Source organism: Nocardioides mangrovicus, assembly GCF_003674065.1.
GTDB classification, from domain to species: domain Bacteria; phylum Actinomycetota; class Actinomycetes; order Propionibacteriales; family Nocardioidaceae; genus Marmoricola; species Marmoricola mangrovicus.
This window is the reverse complement of sequence record NZ_RDBE01000007.1, coordinates 614,743-632,839: the sequence shown is the minus strand read 5'-3', so window position 1 is coordinate 632,839 and position 18,097 is coordinate 614,743. Positions and strand designations below refer to the sequence as shown.

Genomic DNA, 18,097 nt, shown 5'->3' with positions numbered 1-18,097 from the left:
TGACGATATTGACCGGCGCGGTTCAAGGAAGGTCGCCCTAACCTCACCGTCTCGAGCCGGAGATAGTCTCCACAACATGGTGGGATCCCTGCTCGGCAACGCCGTCCCCCGCGTCGAGGACCCGGACCTGATCACGGGGGCGAGCACGTACGTCGACGACCTGCGCATCCCCGGCACGGTCCACGCGGTGTTCGTACGCAGCCCGTTCGCACACGCGCGCATCACCGGGCTCGACACCACCGAGGCCGCCGCCGCGCCCGGCGTGCTCGCGGTCTACACGACCGCCGAGCTCGGCTCGGACCGCGTGCCCGGGTTCGCCGACGTCCACGAGGGCGTCGGTCACCCGCCGCTGGCGCACGAGGTGGTGCGCTACGTCGGCGATCCCGTCGCACTGGTGGTGGCCGAGACCCGCGCGCAGGCGGTCGACGCCGCCGAGCTGGTCGATGTCGACTACGACGAGCTGCCGGTGGTCGCCGACATGGAGGCCGCCCTGGCCGACGACGCCCCGCTGCAGTTCCCCGACCTCGGCACCAACGTCGTGCAGTCGGTGCGCGCCGAGCACGGCGGCGAGGACCCCTTCGCCGGCGCCGAGGTGATCGTCCGCGCCCGGATCGAGAACCAGCGGCTGGCCACCTCGCCGATCGAGGGCAACGCGGTGCTGGCCGACCCGCGCCCCGAGGGCGACGCCCTCATCACCGTCTACGCCGCCACGCAGCACCCGCACATGTCGCGCGACCTCGTCGCCCGCTGGACCGGGCTGGAGAAGTCGCAGGTGCGCCTGGTGGCGCCGCACGTCGGCGGTGCCTTCGGCGGCAAGGCCGGCATCGCCTACGGCCACGCCGCGGTGATCGCCGCCGCCCGCCGCCTGGAGCGGCCGGTCACCTGGGCCGAGACCCGCAGCGAGGCGATGCTCTCCATGCACGGCCGCGGGCAGGTGCAGTTCGCCGAGATGGGCTTCCGCTCCGACGGCACCGTCACCGGGCTGCGCGCCCGGGTGATCGGCGACTGCGGCGCCTACGCGGGCTTCGGCGGCACGCTGGCCGTCGGACCGACGCACATCATGGCCCAGGGCCCCTATGAGATCCCGGTGGTGCACTACGCCGCCGTCGCGGTGATGACGAACACCGCGCCCAACGGCGCCTTCCGCGGTGCCGGGCGCCCGGAGGCGGCGGCCATGCTGGAGCGGCTGATGGACCTCGGGGCCGCGGAGCTCGGGCTCGCGCCCGAGGAGGTCCGGCGCCGCAACCTGATCGCCAAGGACGCCTTCCCCTACACCACCCGCACCGGCCAGCGCTACGACGTCGGCGACTACGACGTCGCGCTGGGCGAGGCGCTGCGGCTGGCCGACGTCGACGCGCTGCGGGCCGAGCAGCGGCAGCGACGCGACGACGGCGCCGTGCGCCAGCTCGGCGTGGGGGTGTCGACGTACGTCGAGATCACCGGCTTCGGCGGCAAGGAGCTCGGGAGCGTGCGGGTGGAGGCCGACGGCTCGGCCACCGTCATGTCCGGCACGTCGGCCCACGGCCAGGGCCACGCGACGTCGTTCGCGATGATCGTCTCGTCGCGGCTGGGCATCGCGATGGAGCGGATCCGCTACGTGCAGTCCGACACCTTCGCGGTGCGCTCGGGCGGCGGCACCGGCGGGTCGCGCTCCCTGCAGCTGGGCGGCAGCGCCGTCTCCGCGGCCGCCCGCGACGTCTACCACCAGGCCGCGGCGCTGGCCGCGCGCAAGCTCGAGGCCTCGGTCGACGACATCTCCGCGGTCGACGGCGGCCTGGGCGTGGCCGGCGTCCCGGGCTCCCTGGTGACCTGGGAGCAGCTGGTCGGCCTGGCCGACGGCACGCTGCGCGCCGACCTCGACGTCCCGCAGGAGGGCGCCACCTTCCCCTTCGGCGCCCACGTCTCCGTGGTCGAGGTCGACACCGAGACCGGCCTGGTGACGCCGCTGCGCCACGTCGCCGTCGACGACTGCGGCCGCATCCTCAACCCCACGATCGTCAAGGGCCAGCAGCACGGCGGCATCGTGCAGGGCATGTCGCAGGCGCTGTGGGAGGGCTTCGTCTACGACGCCCAGGGCACCCCGCTCACCTCGACCTTCACCGACTACTCGCTGCCCACGGCCGCCGACGCGATCACGATGGAGGCGACCAGCACCGAGACCCCGACCGACATGAACGAGCTCGGCGCCAAGGGCATCGGCGAGTCCGGCACGATCGGCTCCACCCCGGCCGTGCAGAGCGCGGTGGTCGACGCGCTGGCCCACCTCGGCGTCCGCCACGTCGACATCCCCTGCACCCCGGACAAGGTCTGGACCGCCATCGAGCAGGCCAGGGCCGGGACGCTCCCCGACCCCTGGCGCGACCCGCCCAGGGTGTTCGACACCCTCGAGCTCGCCTCCGGGCCTGCCGACGGGGGCGTCGAGGCGTAGGGGTCGGCTGGGGGGTGCGATCGCCAAAGTCGCGCACTTGCGCAGTTGTGGGGCCGACAAATCGGACGATCGAGCCCCAGGTCCACGCAAGTGTGGGGTTTCGGCGGTCGGGGCGCACCTCCCGCCCAGCCCGCACCCAGCCCGGCCACCCAGCCCCCACCCAGCCCGCCCCAGCCCCCACCCAGCCCGCCCCCGCTCCCGCCGACCCGCTACCTAGACTCGTCTGGTGCCCGAACCGGCAGTCGAGATCACCGGCCTGACCATGCGCTACGGCGCCACGGTCGCCGTCGACGATCTCTCGCTGCGGGTCGAGCGGGACAGCGTGACGGCGGTGCTGGGGCCCAACGGGGCCGGCAAGACGACGACGCTCGAGACCTGCGAGGGGTACCGTCGCCCGCAGGCGGGCGTGGTGCGCGTCCTCGGGCTCGACCCGGTGCGCCAGCGACGTGAGCTGCTGCCGCGTATCGGGGTGATGCTGCAGGCCGGCGGGGCCTGGTCGGGCGTGCGGGCCGCGGAGATGCTGGCCCACGTCGCCAGTCTCCACGCGCACCCGCTCGACGTCGGGATGCTGAGCGACCGGCTCGGCCTGGCCGAGTGCGGGCGCACGCCGTACCGGCGGCTGTCCGGCGGGCAGCAGCAGCGGCTGGGGCTGGCCATGGCGGTGGTGGGTCGCCCGGAGCTGGTGTTCGTCGACGAGCCCACCGCCGGCATGGACGTCGGCGCACGGCACGCGACCTGGGAGCTGCTGCGCGAGCTGCGGGAGGCGGGCGTCACCGTGGTGCTCACCACCCACTACCTCGAGGAGGCGGAGCGGCTGGCCGACCGGGTCCACATCATCGACCACGGCCGCCTCATCGCCTCCGGTTCACCGCTGGAGCTCACCCGCGGCGGCTCGCACGCCACGATCCGGCTGGTCGTCACCGAGCCGTTCCCGCCGAGCGCCCCGGAGTCGCTGCGCGCGGCGCTGGGCGCCGGCATCGAGGTGCTCCCGGTCGACGCCTACTCCCTGGTCATCAGCGGACCGGCCGACGCCACCACCCTGGGCAAGGTGTCGCGCTGGTGCGAGGAGAACGGTGTCCTCCCGGAGTCGCTCAACCTCGGGCAGCGCAACCTCGAGGACGTCTTCCTCGAGCTCACCGGCCGTCCGCTGGAGACCGCATGAGCACCCTCACCCTCACCCCCGCCCCGGGCGCCGCTCCCCTGCCGCGGATGGTCCTGGCCCAGGCCCGCATGGAGTCGCGGTTGCTGCTGCGCAACGGCGAGCAGCTGCTCATCGCGATCGTCATCCCCGTCATCGTGCTGATCGGCACCGTGGTGGGCGCCGACCACCTCCACCAGCTGCGCACCGAGCGCCCGATCGACGTCTTCGCCCCCGGCGTGCTCGGCCTCGCGGTGATGTCGACCAGCTTCACCTCGCTGGCCATCGCCACCGGCTTCGAGCGCCGCTACGGCGTCTTGAAGTGGCTCGGCTCGTCACCGCTGCCCCGCTCCGGACTGCTGCTGGGCAAGGTGGGCTCGCTGCTCATGGTCGAGGTGCTGCAGCTGGTGGTGCTCGGCGGTGTCGCGGCGGCCATGGGCTGGCACCCCTCCCTCGACCCGGTCGCGGTGCTCGGCGCGGTGGCGATGCTCGTCCTCGGCACCGCGGCGTTCGCCTCGCTCGGCCTGTTCGTCGCGGGCGCGCTGCGGGCCGAGGCCACCCTGGCCGTCGCCAACCTCGTCTACCTGCTGCTCCTGGCCGGCGGCGGCGTGGTGCTGCCGACGCGGTGGTACGGCGGCTTCGGCCACGTCGCGTGGCTGCTCCCCTCCGGCGCTCTCGGCGAGGGGCTGCGCTCCGCCCTCGACGGCGGCGGTTTCCCGGCGCTGGCGACGCTCGTGCTGGTGGCGTGGACCGCGCTCGGCACGTTCCTCACGGCTCGCACCTTCAGCTGGGAGTGACCGCGTGATCGGCGACCGCTGGGGAGTGAGCGAGGCCGACGTCGCGCGCCGCTACCCCTGCGACGACGTGGTCGCCTCCCCCGCCCTCGAGGCGTGGCGCGGCGTCACCGCTCAGGCCGCGCGCGAGCAGGTGTGGTCGCGGGTGGTGCAGGTGCGGCTGGCGCCCTACTCCTACGACTGGGTCGACAACCTCGGCCGGCGCTCGCCCGCCGCCCTGCAGGGGTTGGCCGACCCGGTGCCGGGCGACCCGTTCACCGCGTCGGCCGGCCGCCCGCTCGGCACGGTGCTCGCGGTCGAGCCGGGGATCGCGCTCACCGCCCGCGTCGTCGGCGCGGTCATGTCCTACGTGCTGGTCGGCGAGGAGCCCACCCGGCTGCTGCTCAAGCTGGTGGTGCCGCGCTCCCCGCTGGCCCGCGTGGTCGCGCCGGCGGTCTGCCTCGGCGACCTGGTGATGGCACGTCGGCAGCTCCTCAACCTGGCCCGGCTGGCGGAGTCCGACCGCCGATGACCGATGATGGTCGGGCCATGCAGACCGTCCTGGAGCGCCCCGGCGCCGACCTCCGCGACCGCTGGGTCCGGCCGCTGGGCTGGGCCTCGCTCGTCGCCAACGTCGTCATCGTCGTCACCGGCGGCGCCGTCCGCCTCACCGACTCCGGCCTGGGCTGCCCCACCTGGCCCCGTTGCACCGATTCCAGCCTGGTGCCGCACGGCGCGTACTCGGTGCACCAGGCCATCGAGTTCGGCAACCGCACGCTGACCTTCGTGCTCACCGCGGTGGCGCTGGCCACCCTGGTGGGCGTGTTCCGCTCCTCGCGGCGCGACCTGCGCGGGCTGAGCGTCGTGCTGGTGCTCGGCATCCCGCTGCAGGCGGTCATCGGCGGCATCAGCGTGCACACCGACCTCAACCCGTGGGTGGTCTCGCTGCACCTGCTGCTCTCGATGGCGCTGGTGGGCGTGGCCACGCTGCTGCTGTGGCGCGAGGCCGTCCCGGCTCCCTCCCATCCCACCGGCCGGGTCGCGACGCTGGCCGCGGCCGGCTTCGTCGTGGCCTGGGCGGTGCTGTACGTCGGCACGGTCGTCACCGGCGCCGGCCCGCACGCCGGCGACCTGCACGCGCCGCGCAACGGGCTGAGCGCGATGGAGATCTCCCGCGTTCACTCCGGCCTGGTCTGGCTGCTGGTGGCGCTCACCGTGGCGCTGCTGGTGCTGCTGCGCGGCACCGTCGCCCGCCGGGCGGTGACGACGCTGCTGTGCGTCGAGCTGGCCCAGGGCGTGGTCGGCTACGTGCAGTACGCGACCGACCTGCCGGTGCCGCTGGTGCTGGTGCACATGCTCGGCGCGGCGGTCACCTCCAGCGTCGTCACCTGGACGCTGCTGGCCGCCCGGCGGGCCGCGACCGATCCGACCCCGACCGGCTGAGCGGGTCTCAGCCGAAGGGGAACGCGCCCCGGTGCCGACCCACCGCCACCGGGACCTCCTCGTCGTGGCGGTGCGAGACGAACCGGTGCTGGGCGTCGTCGAGCGGGTTGGCCGGCGCGCGCAGCTCCAGCACCAGCAGCACCAGGGCCAGCACCCCCAGCAGCACGGCCACCACCACGACCGTCGGCCCGGGCCACCACAGCCCCAGGAAGGTGGCCACCGTGGCCAGCATGACCCAGCCGGCCGGGCCGACGACCATGCCCACGACCAGCGAGAGCAGCGCGTCGCCGAGCCGCAGCACGGTCACCACGAGCAGGCCGGGGGCGGCGACCATGAAGAGGCCGATCGACAGGGCACGGAACGCCGCCGACCCGCCGCCGACCACGGCCACGCACGCGAGGGCGCACAGCAGCAGGACACCGAGCAGCCGCAGCACCGAGACCGGGTTCCTCATGAGCCCACCACCTCCCAGACCGACCCGCCGGACGTGCGGTGGATGAGCTTGAACCGCGGGTCGTGGTCCAGCTCGTCGATGACCTTGGTGAAGGTCGAGGCCGGTGCGTTGCCCGAGAGCTGCGCCATCCGCGCCATCGAGGGCGTGTAGATGACGTAGGCGTGCTTGCGGTTGTGCCCGCGCTTGGCGATGTCGGCCAGCAGCCGGTCGGCGGTGGGGTCCTTCTCCCAGCGCGGGCCCGGCGCCGCCTCCTCGTAGTACATCCACACGTCGTAGGCGTAGCGGTGCCAGTTGCGCGGGGAGTTGGCGTCGATCAGCTCGACGGTCGACTCCTTCGGCGTGTGCTCGAAGAACCAGGAGTACAGGTTCACCTCCGCGGGCCGGAAGCTGTCGCCGCGCTCGTTGCCGTAGCGGGTCAGCACGGTCGTCGAGGCCAGCACGAGCAGCACCACCGCGAGGGCCACCCCGCGCCAGGGGCGCCGGTCGGTCGGACGCCGTCGCGTCGCCGCGTGCAGGAACACCGCGACCAGGAAGCCGACCAGCGGCAGGCTGAACAGGTAGGCGCGGATGAGCATCTCGCCGCCGTAGGTCTGCAGCGGCACCAGCAGGAACGGCATGCCCGCCAGCAGCAGCACCGCCCGCACACGGCGTCGCTCGGAGACCAGTAGCAGCGTGCCGAGCCCCGCCAGCAGCCAGACCGCCAGGGTCTCGACCATGATCGCGTTCACCACCAGGTGGTGCTGCGCGCTGCCGCTCGCCGTGCGACCGCCCAGGTTCTGCGAGGCACCGGAGCTGGTGTTGGTCAGCCCGCCGGTGATCTCCCCGATGTGCCCGGAGACGAACGGCCACGCGGGCACCAGCAGCCAGGCCAGCACCAGGACGCCGGCCCCGAACCACAGCTGCCAGTGCGGCGTGCGCCCCACCAGCCACAGCGCGAAGAGCACCAGGACGAGCATGAACGGCGTCAGCTGGTGACTGGCGATCAGGGCGCTGCCACCCAGCGCCACCACCAGGTGCACCGCACGCCACTGCGCCCGGGAGAGCCGGACGCGGCGACCGGCCTCGCCCACCCACAGCCGGTGGGCGCCGTCGACGCGGGCCGCGGCCTGCTGGGGACGCAGCCGTGCCCGCAACCGCTCGATCGGGCGCAGCCTCGCCGAGGGGCCCTCGTGGTCGGGGTCGTCCCAGCGGCGGATGACGGTCATGACGATGCCGGCGATGCACATCAGCAGCCAGAACGCGAAGGTCTGCGGCGACATGTAGTCCTGGCCGGTCCAGTCGACCACCACGAACACGCCTACCGCCAGCCACTGCACCCGCGACTTGGCGGTGAGCGAGCGCGCGATGAGCAGCGCCGGCGCGACGTAGCCGAGGATCGCCACCGGCGGCGCCCAGCGAGCGATCGCGATCAGGTCCGGCAGCCCCGCCGACTTCTGCAGCATCCCGAGGGCGGCGAAGAGGCCGGGCCAGTTGAAGTAGGCGTCCAGGTGGCGCTGTAGCGTGCCGTTGAGGGCGAAGGAATCGGCGATGCCGATGTGGCGGTAGACGGCCTCGACCCGCGGCGTGCCCTCGATCCACGACGGCGTCGCGTAGAGCACGGCGACGATCACCAGGAGCGAGACCAGCGCCACCGGCCAGCGGAAGCGGGTCGCGCGCAGCGCGCACGTGAAGGCGGCCACCGCGCAGGTGAGTGCGACCCAGAAGAAGCCGTCGGTGGCGCTGACCAGGCCGAGGTCGGTGTAGGAGGTCGGGTCCATGCGCAGGCACGCGAGGACCCAGCTCAGCGTCCCCAGCAGTGAGAGGCCCAGCGCCCAGCGGTTGCCCCGCGAGATGCGCTGGCGGGTCGGGCCCGCAGCCACGACGGAGGGCCGGGGCGTCGACCACGCCGTGGCCGACCGCCTCCGGTCCTCCGCTCCCCCCGCTCCGAACATCTCGCGCAGGCCGTAGCCCGGCTGTCCGGACGTCTCCTCGTCCAGCACCGTCCCCCGAGGCACTGGCTCAGCCCTTCCGGCGTCGACGGCGTGCAGCCACCCCGGCGGTGAGATAGCCGTACGACGTCAGCCCCAGGCCCGCGGCGATCGCCGCCGCCCGCTGCAGCCCGTCGGGACGTCCGCGCAGGCCCTCGCCCACGGCGCGCGCGAACGAGCGCGGCAGCACGCGAGTGGCGTAGGCACGCTCGGTGCCCAGCGGTCGCCGCGAGAGCTCGCGCACCGTGGCCTTCGAGCGGCCCTCGGCGACGCAGCGACGACGGAAGTAGGCCCAGGTGCCGCGGTCGCGGGTGACGCGGTGCTCGACCAGCGCCTCGGGCACGTACCAGACCCGGCCGCCGTCGGCGGTGACCCGCAGGCTGGCCTCGGTCTCCTCGCACCCGGCGCCGGCACCGCCGACGCGGCCCAGCTCCTCGCTGAACCCACCGGCGGCCCGGAGCTCGGCGGTGCGGAAGGACATGTTCGCACCGATCGGGTTGCGGATCTCACCCGCGTCGGGCACGCCGCTGTGGGTGCAGCCGATCACCCAGTCGAAGTCGGCGGGGAACCAGCCCGGCCGCTCGACGTCCCAGGCCGGCTCGAGGCGACCGCCCACCCCGACCACCTCGTGGTCCTCGTAGGCGGCCAGGTGCGCGGCCAGCCAGCCGGTGGTGGCCCGGGCGTCGTCGTCGAGGAACGCCACGACGTCGGAGCTCACCAGCTCCAGGCCGGTGTTGCGTGCGCCCGAGAGGCCCTGGGCATGCCGGTTGGCGACGACGACGACCTGGTCGCCGAGCTCGGCGTAGGCCGGCAGCAGCTCGTCGAGCATCCGCTCGAGGAGGTCGGGGTTGTGGTCGACGACGACCACCACCCGCTCGGGTGCCGGCTCCTGGGAGACCGCCGAGGCGATCGCCAGCCGCACGTCGGCCCACCGGGCGAAGGTGTAGCAGCAGATGACCACGCTCGCGGTCAGGGTCGCCGTGGCCTCGGTGGCCGACGGCGTGCGGGCACCACCCAGCCGCTGCGCCGGGATGCGCAGGACCCTCGCGTCGGTGACGTCGAGGCCCGCCTCGGCCCCGCTCATCGGGCCTTCTCCGACAGCGTGTTCCCGCTGCCCTTCGGGGCGACGTCGTAGCGCAGCGGCTCGGAACCGACGTGGCGCCACCACTCCCGCCCGGGGGCCACCCGCGAGCGGACGATGGTGCGCAGCACCCGGTGGCCGTCCTTGAAGGTGCGCAGGTGCGAGTCGCCGGTCAGCCGGTCGGTCTCGCGGCTGGGCAGCTCGGCGAACCGCAGGCCCGCCAGCTGCGCGTGGGCGACCATCTGCACCTCGATCTCGAAGCCTTCGGCATACAGGCCCAGCCGCGGCAGCACCTCGCGCCGGAAGCCGATGTAGCCGAAGGTGATGTCGGACAGGTTGGTGCCGAACATCAGGTTGTAGATCCCGACCAGGCCGCGGTTGCCCGCCCGCCGCAGCGGCGTGAAGTCCGTCGAGCCACCGCCGACCGCGCCGCGCGAGCCCTTGACCATGTCGTAGCCGTTGCTCAGCAGCGCCAGGAACGCCGGGATCTCGCGGGGGTCCATGCTGCCGTCGGCGTCCATGCAGATGATGTTCTCGGCGGTGGCCACCTCGAGGCCGGCGCGGGTCGCGTTGCCCTTGCCCGACGGCGCCTGCAGCAGCACGGTCGCGTCGGGACGGTAGCGACGGACCACGTCGAGGGTGCCGTCGTCGGAGTTGGCGTCGACGATGATCAGCTGCTCCACGGGCGGCAGCTGCTCGAGGACGTGCCCGATGTTCTTGCCCTCGTTCCAGGTCGGGATGACGACCGTGACCGGCAGCGCCACCGGGCGCCGTCGCTCACGCGCCTGCGGGTACGCCGGCACCGGCGCCGACCGCGCGTGGTGCCGGTCGGACTGGACCGGCAGGCTCATCGGCGCGCTCGGGGCGCTCTGCTCCAGCTCGGCGTGCAGCTCGTCGCTGGAGAGCTCCGCGCCCAGCTCGGCCCGCAGCTCCTGCGCGACCGTCCTGGTCGTGCCGGTGCCGATCTCGCTGTGGCTGCCGGTCTCGCCGCTGGTGCCGATGACTGAGTCCATGTGTGGCCCGTTCCCCCCGGGTCGCGGGTCCGCGTCCCCCCGCGGTCCCTCGTACGCCCACCAGTCTGGCCAGGGCCTCCGACACTCGGAAGACCACGGCACCAAACCTGACCGAACGTACGATTCGATTAGCGGCAAGTATCCGAATCTGTCCGAAAAGTTCTTCGGCGGCGCGCGCCGCTCGCCGGGTCCGTCTCCTCCCGAGCTCTACCGGGCGAGCGGGACCAGCGGCTCCAGCGCGACGGCCACGAAGAGCAGCGAGAGATACATGTTGGACCAGTGGAACAGCCGCATCGGCCGCACCACCGTCAGGTCGTCGCTGGCGCCGGCCCGGGCCAGCATCAGGTGCGCCTCGACCAGGAAGGCCGCACCCAGCACACCGGCCACCACGGGGTAGACGGGGCCGGTGTGCGCCACCGGCCAGTAGAGCAGCGAGACCGCCACCATCACCCACGCGTAGGCCACGATCTGGCGGGCCACGTCGCGCGCGGAGCGGATCACCGGGAGCATCGGCACGTCGACGCGGGCGTAGTCCTCGCGGTAGCGCATCGCCAGCGCCCAGGTGTGCGGCGGCGTCCAGAGGAACACCACGGCGAAGAGCACCACCGGCGCCCAGGCCAGCCGGTCGGTGACTGCCGTCCACCCGATCAGTGCCGGGAAGCAGCCCGCCAGGCCGCCCCACACGACGTTCTGGGCGGTGCGCCGCTTGAGCAGCATCGTGTAGCCGAAGAGGTAGAAGGCGCTGGCCGCCAGGGCCAGCCAGGCCGAGAGCCAGTTGACCAGCGTGCCGAGCACGACGGTGGAGACGACCACCAGCGCCAGCCCGAAGACCAGGGCGGCGCGGGGGGAGACGACGTGACGCGGCAGGGCCCGACGCCGGGTGCGTCGCATGTGCTCGTCGATGTCGCGGTCGTAGACGCAGTTGAGCGCGTTGGCGCTGCCGGCCGACAGCGTGCCGCCGACGACGGTGGCCACGACCAGGCCCAGCGGCGGCACGCCCCGCTGCGCGGCGAACATCACCGGCACCGTGGTGAGCAGCAGCAGCTCGATGACCCGCGGCTTGGTCAGCCCGACGTACGCACCCAGCACGTCCTTGAGAGAGGCCCGCCCCGAGGTCTCGCCCAGCCGTGCTGCCTCAGAGTCCACCAGGGTCACCGACTCACTGTATCGCCGCCCGACGGCTCCCGATCCGCGGGCGCCGGGTCCCGGCGAGCCGATGTCGGCGGTGCTGTCGTTCCGGGCGGTTCCGGGGCGCCGGCGGGCGTGAGTAGCCTGTCGATCAGACGTCGGGAATGCGCGGGACGATCTGTCGTTGTGCCTGACGAGACCACGGTTTGAACGATCAAGACGACGGGAAGGACGCAACGGTGAGCACACCGGCGCTGGAGTGGGACGAGCTGGACGAGAAGGCCGTGGACACGGTCCGCGTGCTGGCCATGGATGCCGTGCAGAAGGTGGGCAACGGCCACCCCGGCACCGCGATGAGCCTGGCACCGGCGGCCTACCTGCTGTTCCAGAAGGTGATGCGCCACAACCCGGCCGATCCGCACTGGCCCGGCCGTGACCGGTTCGTGCTCTCGTGCGGGCACTCCTCGCTCACCCTCTACATCCAGCTGTTCCTGGGTGGCTGGGGCCTGGAGCTGGAGGACCTCAAGACGCTGCGCACCTGGGGCAGCAAGACGCCCGGGCACCCCGAGTACGGCCACACCGCCGGCGTCGAGACCACCACCGGCCCGCTGGGCCAGGGCATCGGCAACGCGGTCGGCATGGCCATGGCCGCCCGCCGCGAGCACGGCCTGCTCGACCCGAACGTCGCGCAGGGCGAGTCGCTGTTCGACCACCAGGTCTACGCGCTGTGCTCCGACGGCGACATCGAGGAGGGCGTGAGCGCCGAGGCCTCGGCGATCGCCGGCGTGCAGGAGTTGGGCAACCTCACGGTCATCTACGACCACAACAAGATCTCGATCGAGGACGACACCGACATCGCGCTGGGCGAGGACGTCGGCGCCCGCTACGAGGCCTACGGCTGGCACGTGCAGCACGTCGACTGGACCAACGACGGCCGCGGCTACTCCGAGGACGTCCCGGCGCTCTACGCCGCCATCGAGGCCGCGAAGGCCGTCACCGACAAGCCGAGCTTCATCGTGCTCCACACGATCATCGCCTGGCCCGCGCCCGACGCGCAGAACACCGGCAAGGCGCACGGCTCGGCGCTCGGCGAGGCCGAGGTCGCCGCGACCAAGAAGGTGCTCGGCTTCGACCCCGACCAGACCTTCGAGGTGCCGCCGGGTGTGCTCGAGCACACCCGCAAGGCCGTCGAGCGCGGCAAGGCCGCGCAGGCCGCCTGGGACCAGGAGTTCCAGCACTGGACCACCAAGCCGTCCGCCGACACCGCGCTGTTCGAGCGGATGCAGACCCGCACCCTGCCCGACGACGCGTTCGCCGACCTTCCGACCTTCCCTGCCGACCCCAAGGGCGTCGCCACCCGCAAGGCCTCCGGCGCGGCGCTCAACGCGATCGCGGCGCAGATGCCGGAGCTGTGGGGCGGCTCGGCCGACCTCGCGGAGTCCAACAACTCCACCATCGAGGGCGTCCCGTCGTTCCTACCCGGCGATCGCGCCACCAAGATGTGGCGCGCCGACCCGCTGGCCGGCCGGGTGCTGCACTTCGGCATCCGCGAGCACGGCATGGGCGCGATCCTCAACGGCATCGCGGTCCACGGCGGCACGCGCGTCTTCGGCGCCACGTTCCTCACCTTCTCCGACTACATGCGCGGATCGGTGCGGCTGGCGGCGCTGATGGGCCTGCCCGTCACCTACATCTGGACCCACGACTCGATCGGCCTGGGCGAGGACGGACCCACCCACCAGCCCATCGAGCACCTGGCCGCGCTGCGCGCCATCCCCGGCCTCGACGTCGTCCGCCCGGCCGACGCCAACGAGACCGCCGAGGCGTGGAAGACGATCCTGCAGCACACCGACCGCCCGGCCGGGCTGATCCTCTCGCGGCAGAACCTGCCGGTCTTCCCGCGTGGCGAGGAGGGCTTCAGCGACACCAGCAACGTCCACCGCGGCGGCTACGTGCTGCTCGACGCCCCCGACCTCGACGGCCGCAACGGCGAGCCCGACGTCGTCCTCGTCGGCACCGGCTCGGAGGTGCAGCTGGCCGTCGAGGCCCGCGACCTCCTCGCCGCGCAGGGCGTGCGCGCCCGCGTGGTCTCCATGCCGTGCCGGGAGTGGTTCGACGCCCAGGACGCCGCCTACCGCGAGACCGTCGTCCCGCCGACGGTGAAGGCCCGCGTCAGCGTCGAGGCCGGCATCGCCCAGGGCTGGCGCGAGATCGTCGGCGACCACGGCCGGATCGTCTCCATCGAGCACTACGGCGCCTCCGCCGACTACCAGCGGATCTACGAGGAGTTCGGCGTCACCGCCCAAGCCGTCGCCGACGCCGCCCAGGACAGCATCCGGGTCTCTGCCTGAGGCCCTCAACCCACCAAGGAGTGCACCATGAGTGACCACCTGCAGGAGCTCTCCGAGTCCGGAGTCTCCATCTGGCTCGACGACCTGTCGCGCGAGCGGCTCGAGACCGGCAACCTGGCCGACCTGGTCAAGGACAGCCACGTCGTCGGCGTCACGACCAACCCCTCGATCTTCGCCGCGGCGCTGGCCGAGGGCGAGCGCTACGACGACCAGGTCCGCGAGCTGGCCGCCGACGGCGCCGACGTCGACCGCACCGTCTTCGAGCTCACCACCACCGACGTGCGCACCGCCTGCGACGTGCTCAAGCCGGTCTGGGACGACACCGACGGCGTCGACGGCCGAGTCTCGATCGAGGTCTCCCCGCTGCTGGCCCACGACGAGAAGGCCACCACCGAGTCGGCCCGCACGCTCTGGTCGACCGTGGACCGGGAGAACCTGCTGATCAAGATCCCGGCCACGACGGAGGGCGCCCCGGCGATCACCACCGTCATCGGCGAGGGCATCAGCGTCAACGTCACCTTGATCTTCGGTCTCGAGCGCTACCAGGGCGTCATGGACGCCTACGTCGCCGGGCTGGAGAAGGCCCAGGAGGCCGGCCACGACCTGTCGAAGATCCACTCGGTGGCCTCGTTCTTCGTCTCCCGCGTCGACACCGAGATCGACCAGCGTCTCGGTGACGGTTCGGACCTGGCCGGCAAGGCCGGCGTGGCCAACGCCCGGCTGGCCTACCGCGAGTACGAGCGGTTCTTCTCCGGCGAGCGCTGGGAGGCCCTCGCGGCCGCCGGCGCGAACAAGCAGCGACCGCTGTGGGCCTCCACCGGGGTCAAGAACCCCGACTACCGCGACACGATGTACGTCGACGACCTGGTCGTGACCAACACTGTCAACACCATGCCGGAGAAGACGCTGGACGCCGTGCGCGACCACTCCGACATCGAGGGCGACCAGGTGACCAACCACTACGCCGACGCCGACCAGGTCATGGCCGACCTGAAGGCGGCCGGCATCGACTACGACGACGTCATCGCCGTGCTCGAGCGTGAGGGCGTGGAGAAGTTCGAGAAGTCCTGGCACGAGCTGCTCGACACCGTGCAGGGCCAGCTCGACCAGGCCTCCGAGAAGTGAGCGGGCCGGTCGACCCGATGACCACGTCGGCGTGGGCCCGGCTCAACGATCTGGCCGAGGACTTCGAGCCGGACCTGCGGGCCTGGTTCGCCGAGGATCCCGATCGGGTCGCGTCGTCGACCCACGACGTCGCCGACCTGCACGTCGACCTCTCCAAGTCACTGCTCCACGGCGAGGTCCTCGACGTGCTGCTGGAGCTGGCCGAGCAGACCGGGCTGGTGGCCCGGCGCGACGCGATGTTCGCCGGTGAGCACATCAACGTCACCGAGGACCGGGCCGTGCTGCACACCGCGCTGCGACTGCCCGAGACGGCGTCGCTGAACGTCGACGGGCAAGACGTCGTGCACGACGTCCACGAGGTGCTGGGCCGGGTCTACGCGTTCGCCGACCAGGTCCGCTCCGGTGAGTGGACCGGCGTCACGGGTGAGCGCATCCGCACGGTGGTCAACATTGGCATCGGCGGCTCCGACCTCGGCCCGGTGATGGCCTACGAGGCGCTGGCGGCCTACCGGCAGGAGGGGCTGGAGTGCCGGTTCATCTCCAACATCGACCCCACCGACGCCGCCACCACCCTGGCCGGGCTCGACCCGGCGAGCACGCTGTTCATCGTCTCCAGCAAGACCTTCGGCACGCTGGAGACGATGACCAACGCCCGGCTCTGCCGCTCCTGGCTGCTGGAGCACCTGCCCGACGACGCCGACCGCGACCAGGCGGTCGCGAAGCACTTCGTGGCCGTCTCCACCGCGCTGGACAAGGTCGCCGACTTCGGCATCGACCCAGCCAACGCCTTCGGGTTCTGGGACTGGGTGGGCGGGCGCTACTCGATGGACTCGGCCATCGGCACCTCGCTGGTGGTGGCCATCGGGCCCGAGCGGTTCGCCGAGCTGCTCGCGGGCTTCCACGCCGTCGACGAGCACTTCCGCCGGGCGCCGCTCGAGCTGAACGTGCCGGTGCTGATGGGGCTGCTCAACGTCTGGTACACCAACTTCCTCGGCGCGCAGACCCACGCGGTGCTGCCCTACTCCCAGCTCCTCCACCGCTTCCCCGCCTACCTGCAGCAGCTGACGATGGAGTCCAACGGCAAGGGCGTGCGCTGGGACGGCGCCGAGGTCACCGCCGACACCGGCGAGGTGTTCTGGGGCGAGCCGGGCACCAACGGCCAGCACGCCTTCTACCAGCTGATCCACCAGGGCACCCGGCTGATCCCGGCCGACTTCATCGCCTTCGCCGAGCCCTCGTTCGAGCTCAAGGACGGCGACACCGACGTCCACGAGCTGTTCCTGGCCAACTTCTTCGCCCAGACCCGGGCGCTGGCGTTCGGCAAGACCGCCGAGGAGGTCCGCGCCGACGGCACCACCGACGAGGTGGTCGTCGCGGCCCGCACCTTCACCGGCAACCGGCCCACCGCCTCGATCATGGCGCCCGCGCTGACGCCGTCGGTGCTGGGCCAGCTGGTGGCGCTCTACGAGCACATCACCTTCGTCGAGGGTGCGGTGTGGGGCATCGACTCCTTCGACCAGTGGGGCGTGGAGCTGGGCAAGAAGCTGGCCCAGGAGGTCACCCCGGCGCTCTCCGGCGACGCCGAGGCGCTCGCCGCGCAGGACGCCTCCACCCAGTCGCTGATCTCCTACTACCGCGCGCACCGCACCTCATGAGCGCCCCCTGGACCAACCCGCTGCGTCAGGAGCAGGACCGCCGGCTCCCCCGCATCGCCGGCCCCTGCTCGATGGTGCTGTTCGGCGTCACCGGCGACCTGTCGCGCAAGAAGGTGATGCCGGCGATCTACGACCTGGCCAACCGCGGCTTCCTGCCGCCGGGGTTCTCGCTCGTCGGGTTCGCCCGCCGCGACTGGGCCGACCAGGACTTCGCCCAGATCGTCCACGACGCGGTCCGCGAGCACTCGCGCACGGAGTTCCGCGAGGAGGTGTGGAAGCAGCTGGCCGAGGGCTTCCGGTTCGTGCCGGGCGAGTTCGGCGACGAGCAGGCGTTCAAGACCCTGCGCCGCACCCTGGACGAGCTCGACGAGGCCCGCGGCACCGGCGGCAACCACGCCTTCTACCTCTCCATCCCGCCGAAGTTCTTCGGCAGCGTCGTGGAGTCGCTGCAGCAGGTGGGGCTGACCGCGCCGGAGAAGCAGGCCTCGGGCCTGCCCGCCTGGCGTCGGGTGGTGGTCGAGAAGCCGTTCGGGCACGACCTGGCCTCCGCTCGCGAGCTCAACGCGGTGCTCGACGGCGTCTTCGACCCCGAGTCGGTCTTCCGCATCGACCACTACCTGGGCAAGGAGACGGTGCAGAACATCTTGGCGATGCGGTTCGCCAACAACCTGTTCGAGCCCATCTGGAACGCCCACTACGTCGACCACGTGCAGATCACGATGGCCGAGGACATCGGCATCGGCAGCCGCGCCGGCTACTACGACGGCATCGGCGCCACGCGCGACGTCATCCAGAACCACCTGATGCAGCTGCTCGCGCTCACCGCGATGGAGGAGCCGGTCGCCTTCGACGCCGCGTCGCTGCGGGTGGAGAAGCAGAAGGTGCTCTCCTCGCTCAAGCTGCCCACCCGGCTCGACCTGCACACCAGCCGCGGCCAGTACGCGCCCGGCTGGGCGGGCGGGGAGAAGGTCGTCGGCTACCTCGACGAGGCCGACATCCCCCGCACCTCGGCCACCGACACCTTCGGCGCCATCAAGCTCGAGGTCGAGAACCGGCGCTGGGCCGGCGCCCCGTTCTACCTGCGGGCCGGCAAGCGGTTGGGCCGTCGCGTCACCGAGGTGGCCGTGGTGTTCAAGAAGCCGCCGCACCAGCCCTTCGACGCCGTGCAGACCGAGGACCTGACCAACAACGCCCTGGTGATCCGGGTGCAGCCCGACGAGGGCGTCACCATCCGGTTCGGCTCGAAGGTGCCGGGCACCGGCATGGAGATCCGCGACGTCAACATGGACTTCGCCTACGGCGGCACGTTCACCGAGGCCAGCCCGGAGGCGTACGAGAAGCTCATCCTCGACGTGCTGCTCGGCGACCCGCCGCTCTTCCCGCAGCACGAGGAGGTCGAGCTGTCCTGGAAGCTGCTCGACCCGGTGCTCGACTACTGGGCCGGGCACGGCAAGCCCGACCCGTACGAGTCCGGGAGCTGGGGCCCGCAGTCGGCCCACGACATGATGGCCCGCGACGGCCGGGTCTGGAGGCGTCCGTAA

Annotated in this window: 14 protein-coding genes; 9 read left to right on the top strand and 5 right to left on the bottom strand. The window is 72.4% G+C overall.

Annotated elements, in window-relative coordinates; genetic code table 11:
• The first annotated feature begins 76 nt into the window (after window positions 1–76).
• From D9V37_RS12580 to D9V37_RS12560, 5 genes are all read left to right on the top strand, one after another.
• Complete coding sequence (locus tag D9V37_RS12580) at window positions 77–2,428, top strand: xanthine dehydrogenase family protein molybdopterin-binding subunit (RefSeq protein ID WP_121806465.1); 2,352 nt, start codon at window positions 77–79, stop codon at window positions 2,426–2,428.
• Between the two features lie 226 nt (window positions 2,429–2,654).
• Window positions 2,655–3,590, top strand: coding sequence for an ABC transporter ATP-binding protein (locus D9V37_RS12575; RefSeq protein WP_232524883.1), 936 nt, complete (start codon window positions 2,655–2,657; stop codon window positions 3,588–3,590).
• Window positions 3,587–4,363: an ABC transporter permease gene (locus D9V37_RS12570; protein WP_121806463.1), complete on the top strand. Its 777-nt coding sequence runs from the start codon at window positions 3,587–3,589 to the stop codon at window positions 4,361–4,363. Before D9V37_RS12575 ends, D9V37_RS12570 begins: the two co-directional genes overlap by 4 nt.
• Before the next feature lie 4 nt (window positions 4,364–4,367).
• Complete coding sequence (locus D9V37_RS12565) at window positions 4,368–4,871, top strand: polyketide cyclase (protein WP_121806462.1); 504 nt, start codon at window positions 4,368–4,370, stop codon at window positions 4,869–4,871.
• A gap of 17 nt (window positions 4,872–4,888) precedes the next feature.
• A complete protein-coding gene (locus D9V37_RS12560) occupies window positions 4,889–5,782 on the top strand; it encodes a COX15/CtaA family protein (RefSeq protein WP_121806461.1) in 894 nt (297 codons plus the stop codon).
• 7 nt (window positions 5,783–5,789) lie between these two features.
• On the opposite strand, the gene D9V37_RS12555 is transcribed toward D9V37_RS12560, so the two are convergent.
• The 5 genes from D9V37_RS12555 to D9V37_RS12535 form a co-directional block, all read right to left on the bottom strand.
• Entirely contained in the window at window positions 5,790–6,236 is a 447-nt protein-coding gene (locus D9V37_RS12555; RefSeq protein ID WP_121806460.1) for a hypothetical protein, read from the bottom strand.
• Window positions 6,233–8,230: a hypothetical protein gene (locus D9V37_RS12550; protein WP_147455936.1), complete on the bottom strand. Its 1,998-nt coding sequence runs from the start codon at window positions 8,228–8,230 to the stop codon at window positions 6,233–6,235. The genes D9V37_RS12555 and D9V37_RS12550 overlap by 4 nt, the downstream gene beginning before the upstream one ends.
• Before the next feature lie 4 nt (window positions 8,231–8,234).
• Window positions 8,235–9,287 (bottom strand): glycosyltransferase family 2 protein, encoded by a 1,053-nt coding sequence (locus D9V37_RS12545; protein WP_198412514.1) that lies wholly within the window; start codon window positions 9,285–9,287, stop codon window positions 8,235–8,237.
• On the bottom strand, window positions 9,284–10,297 hold the full coding sequence (locus tag D9V37_RS12540) for a glycosyltransferase family 2 protein (RefSeq protein ID WP_121806458.1): 1,014 nt from the start codon (window positions 10,295–10,297) through the stop codon (window positions 9,284–9,286). The genes D9V37_RS12545 and D9V37_RS12540 overlap by 4 nt, the downstream gene beginning before the upstream one ends.
• Window positions 10,298–10,504: 207 nt before the next feature.
• On the bottom strand, window positions 10,505–11,452 hold the full coding sequence (locus D9V37_RS12535; RefSeq protein ID WP_198412513.1) for a heme o synthase: 948 nt from the start codon (window positions 11,450–11,452) through the stop codon (window positions 10,505–10,507).
• 281 nt (window positions 11,453–11,733) lie between these two features.
• Here D9V37_RS12535 and tkt point away from each other — a divergent pair, with 281 nt between their 5' ends.
• From tkt to zwf, 4 genes are read left to right on the top strand one after another with little or no spacing between them, the layout of a single operon-like run.
• Window positions 11,734–13,776, top strand: coding sequence for a transketolase (tkt, locus tag D9V37_RS12530; protein ID WP_232524899.1), 2,043 nt, complete (start codon window positions 11,734–11,736; stop codon window positions 13,774–13,776).
• 27 nt (window positions 13,777–13,803) lie between these two features.
• Window positions 13,804–14,901, top strand: a complete 1,098-nt coding sequence (tal, locus tag D9V37_RS12525) for a transaldolase (RefSeq protein ID WP_121806456.1) — start codon at window positions 13,804–13,806, stop codon at window positions 14,899–14,901.
• The gene (gene pgi / locus D9V37_RS12520; RefSeq protein WP_198412512.1) at window positions 14,898–16,556 is read left to right on the top strand and encodes a glucose-6-phosphate isomerase; all 1,659 of its coding nucleotides are present in this window, start codon (window positions 14,898–14,900) and stop codon (window positions 16,554–16,556) included. Before tal ends, pgi begins: the two co-directional genes overlap by 4 nt.
• Window positions 16,553–18,097 (top strand): glucose-6-phosphate dehydrogenase, encoded by a 1,545-nt coding sequence (gene zwf, locus D9V37_RS12515; protein ID WP_121806455.1) that lies wholly within the window; start codon window positions 16,553–16,555, stop codon window positions 18,095–18,097. Before pgi ends, zwf begins: the two co-directional genes overlap by 4 nt.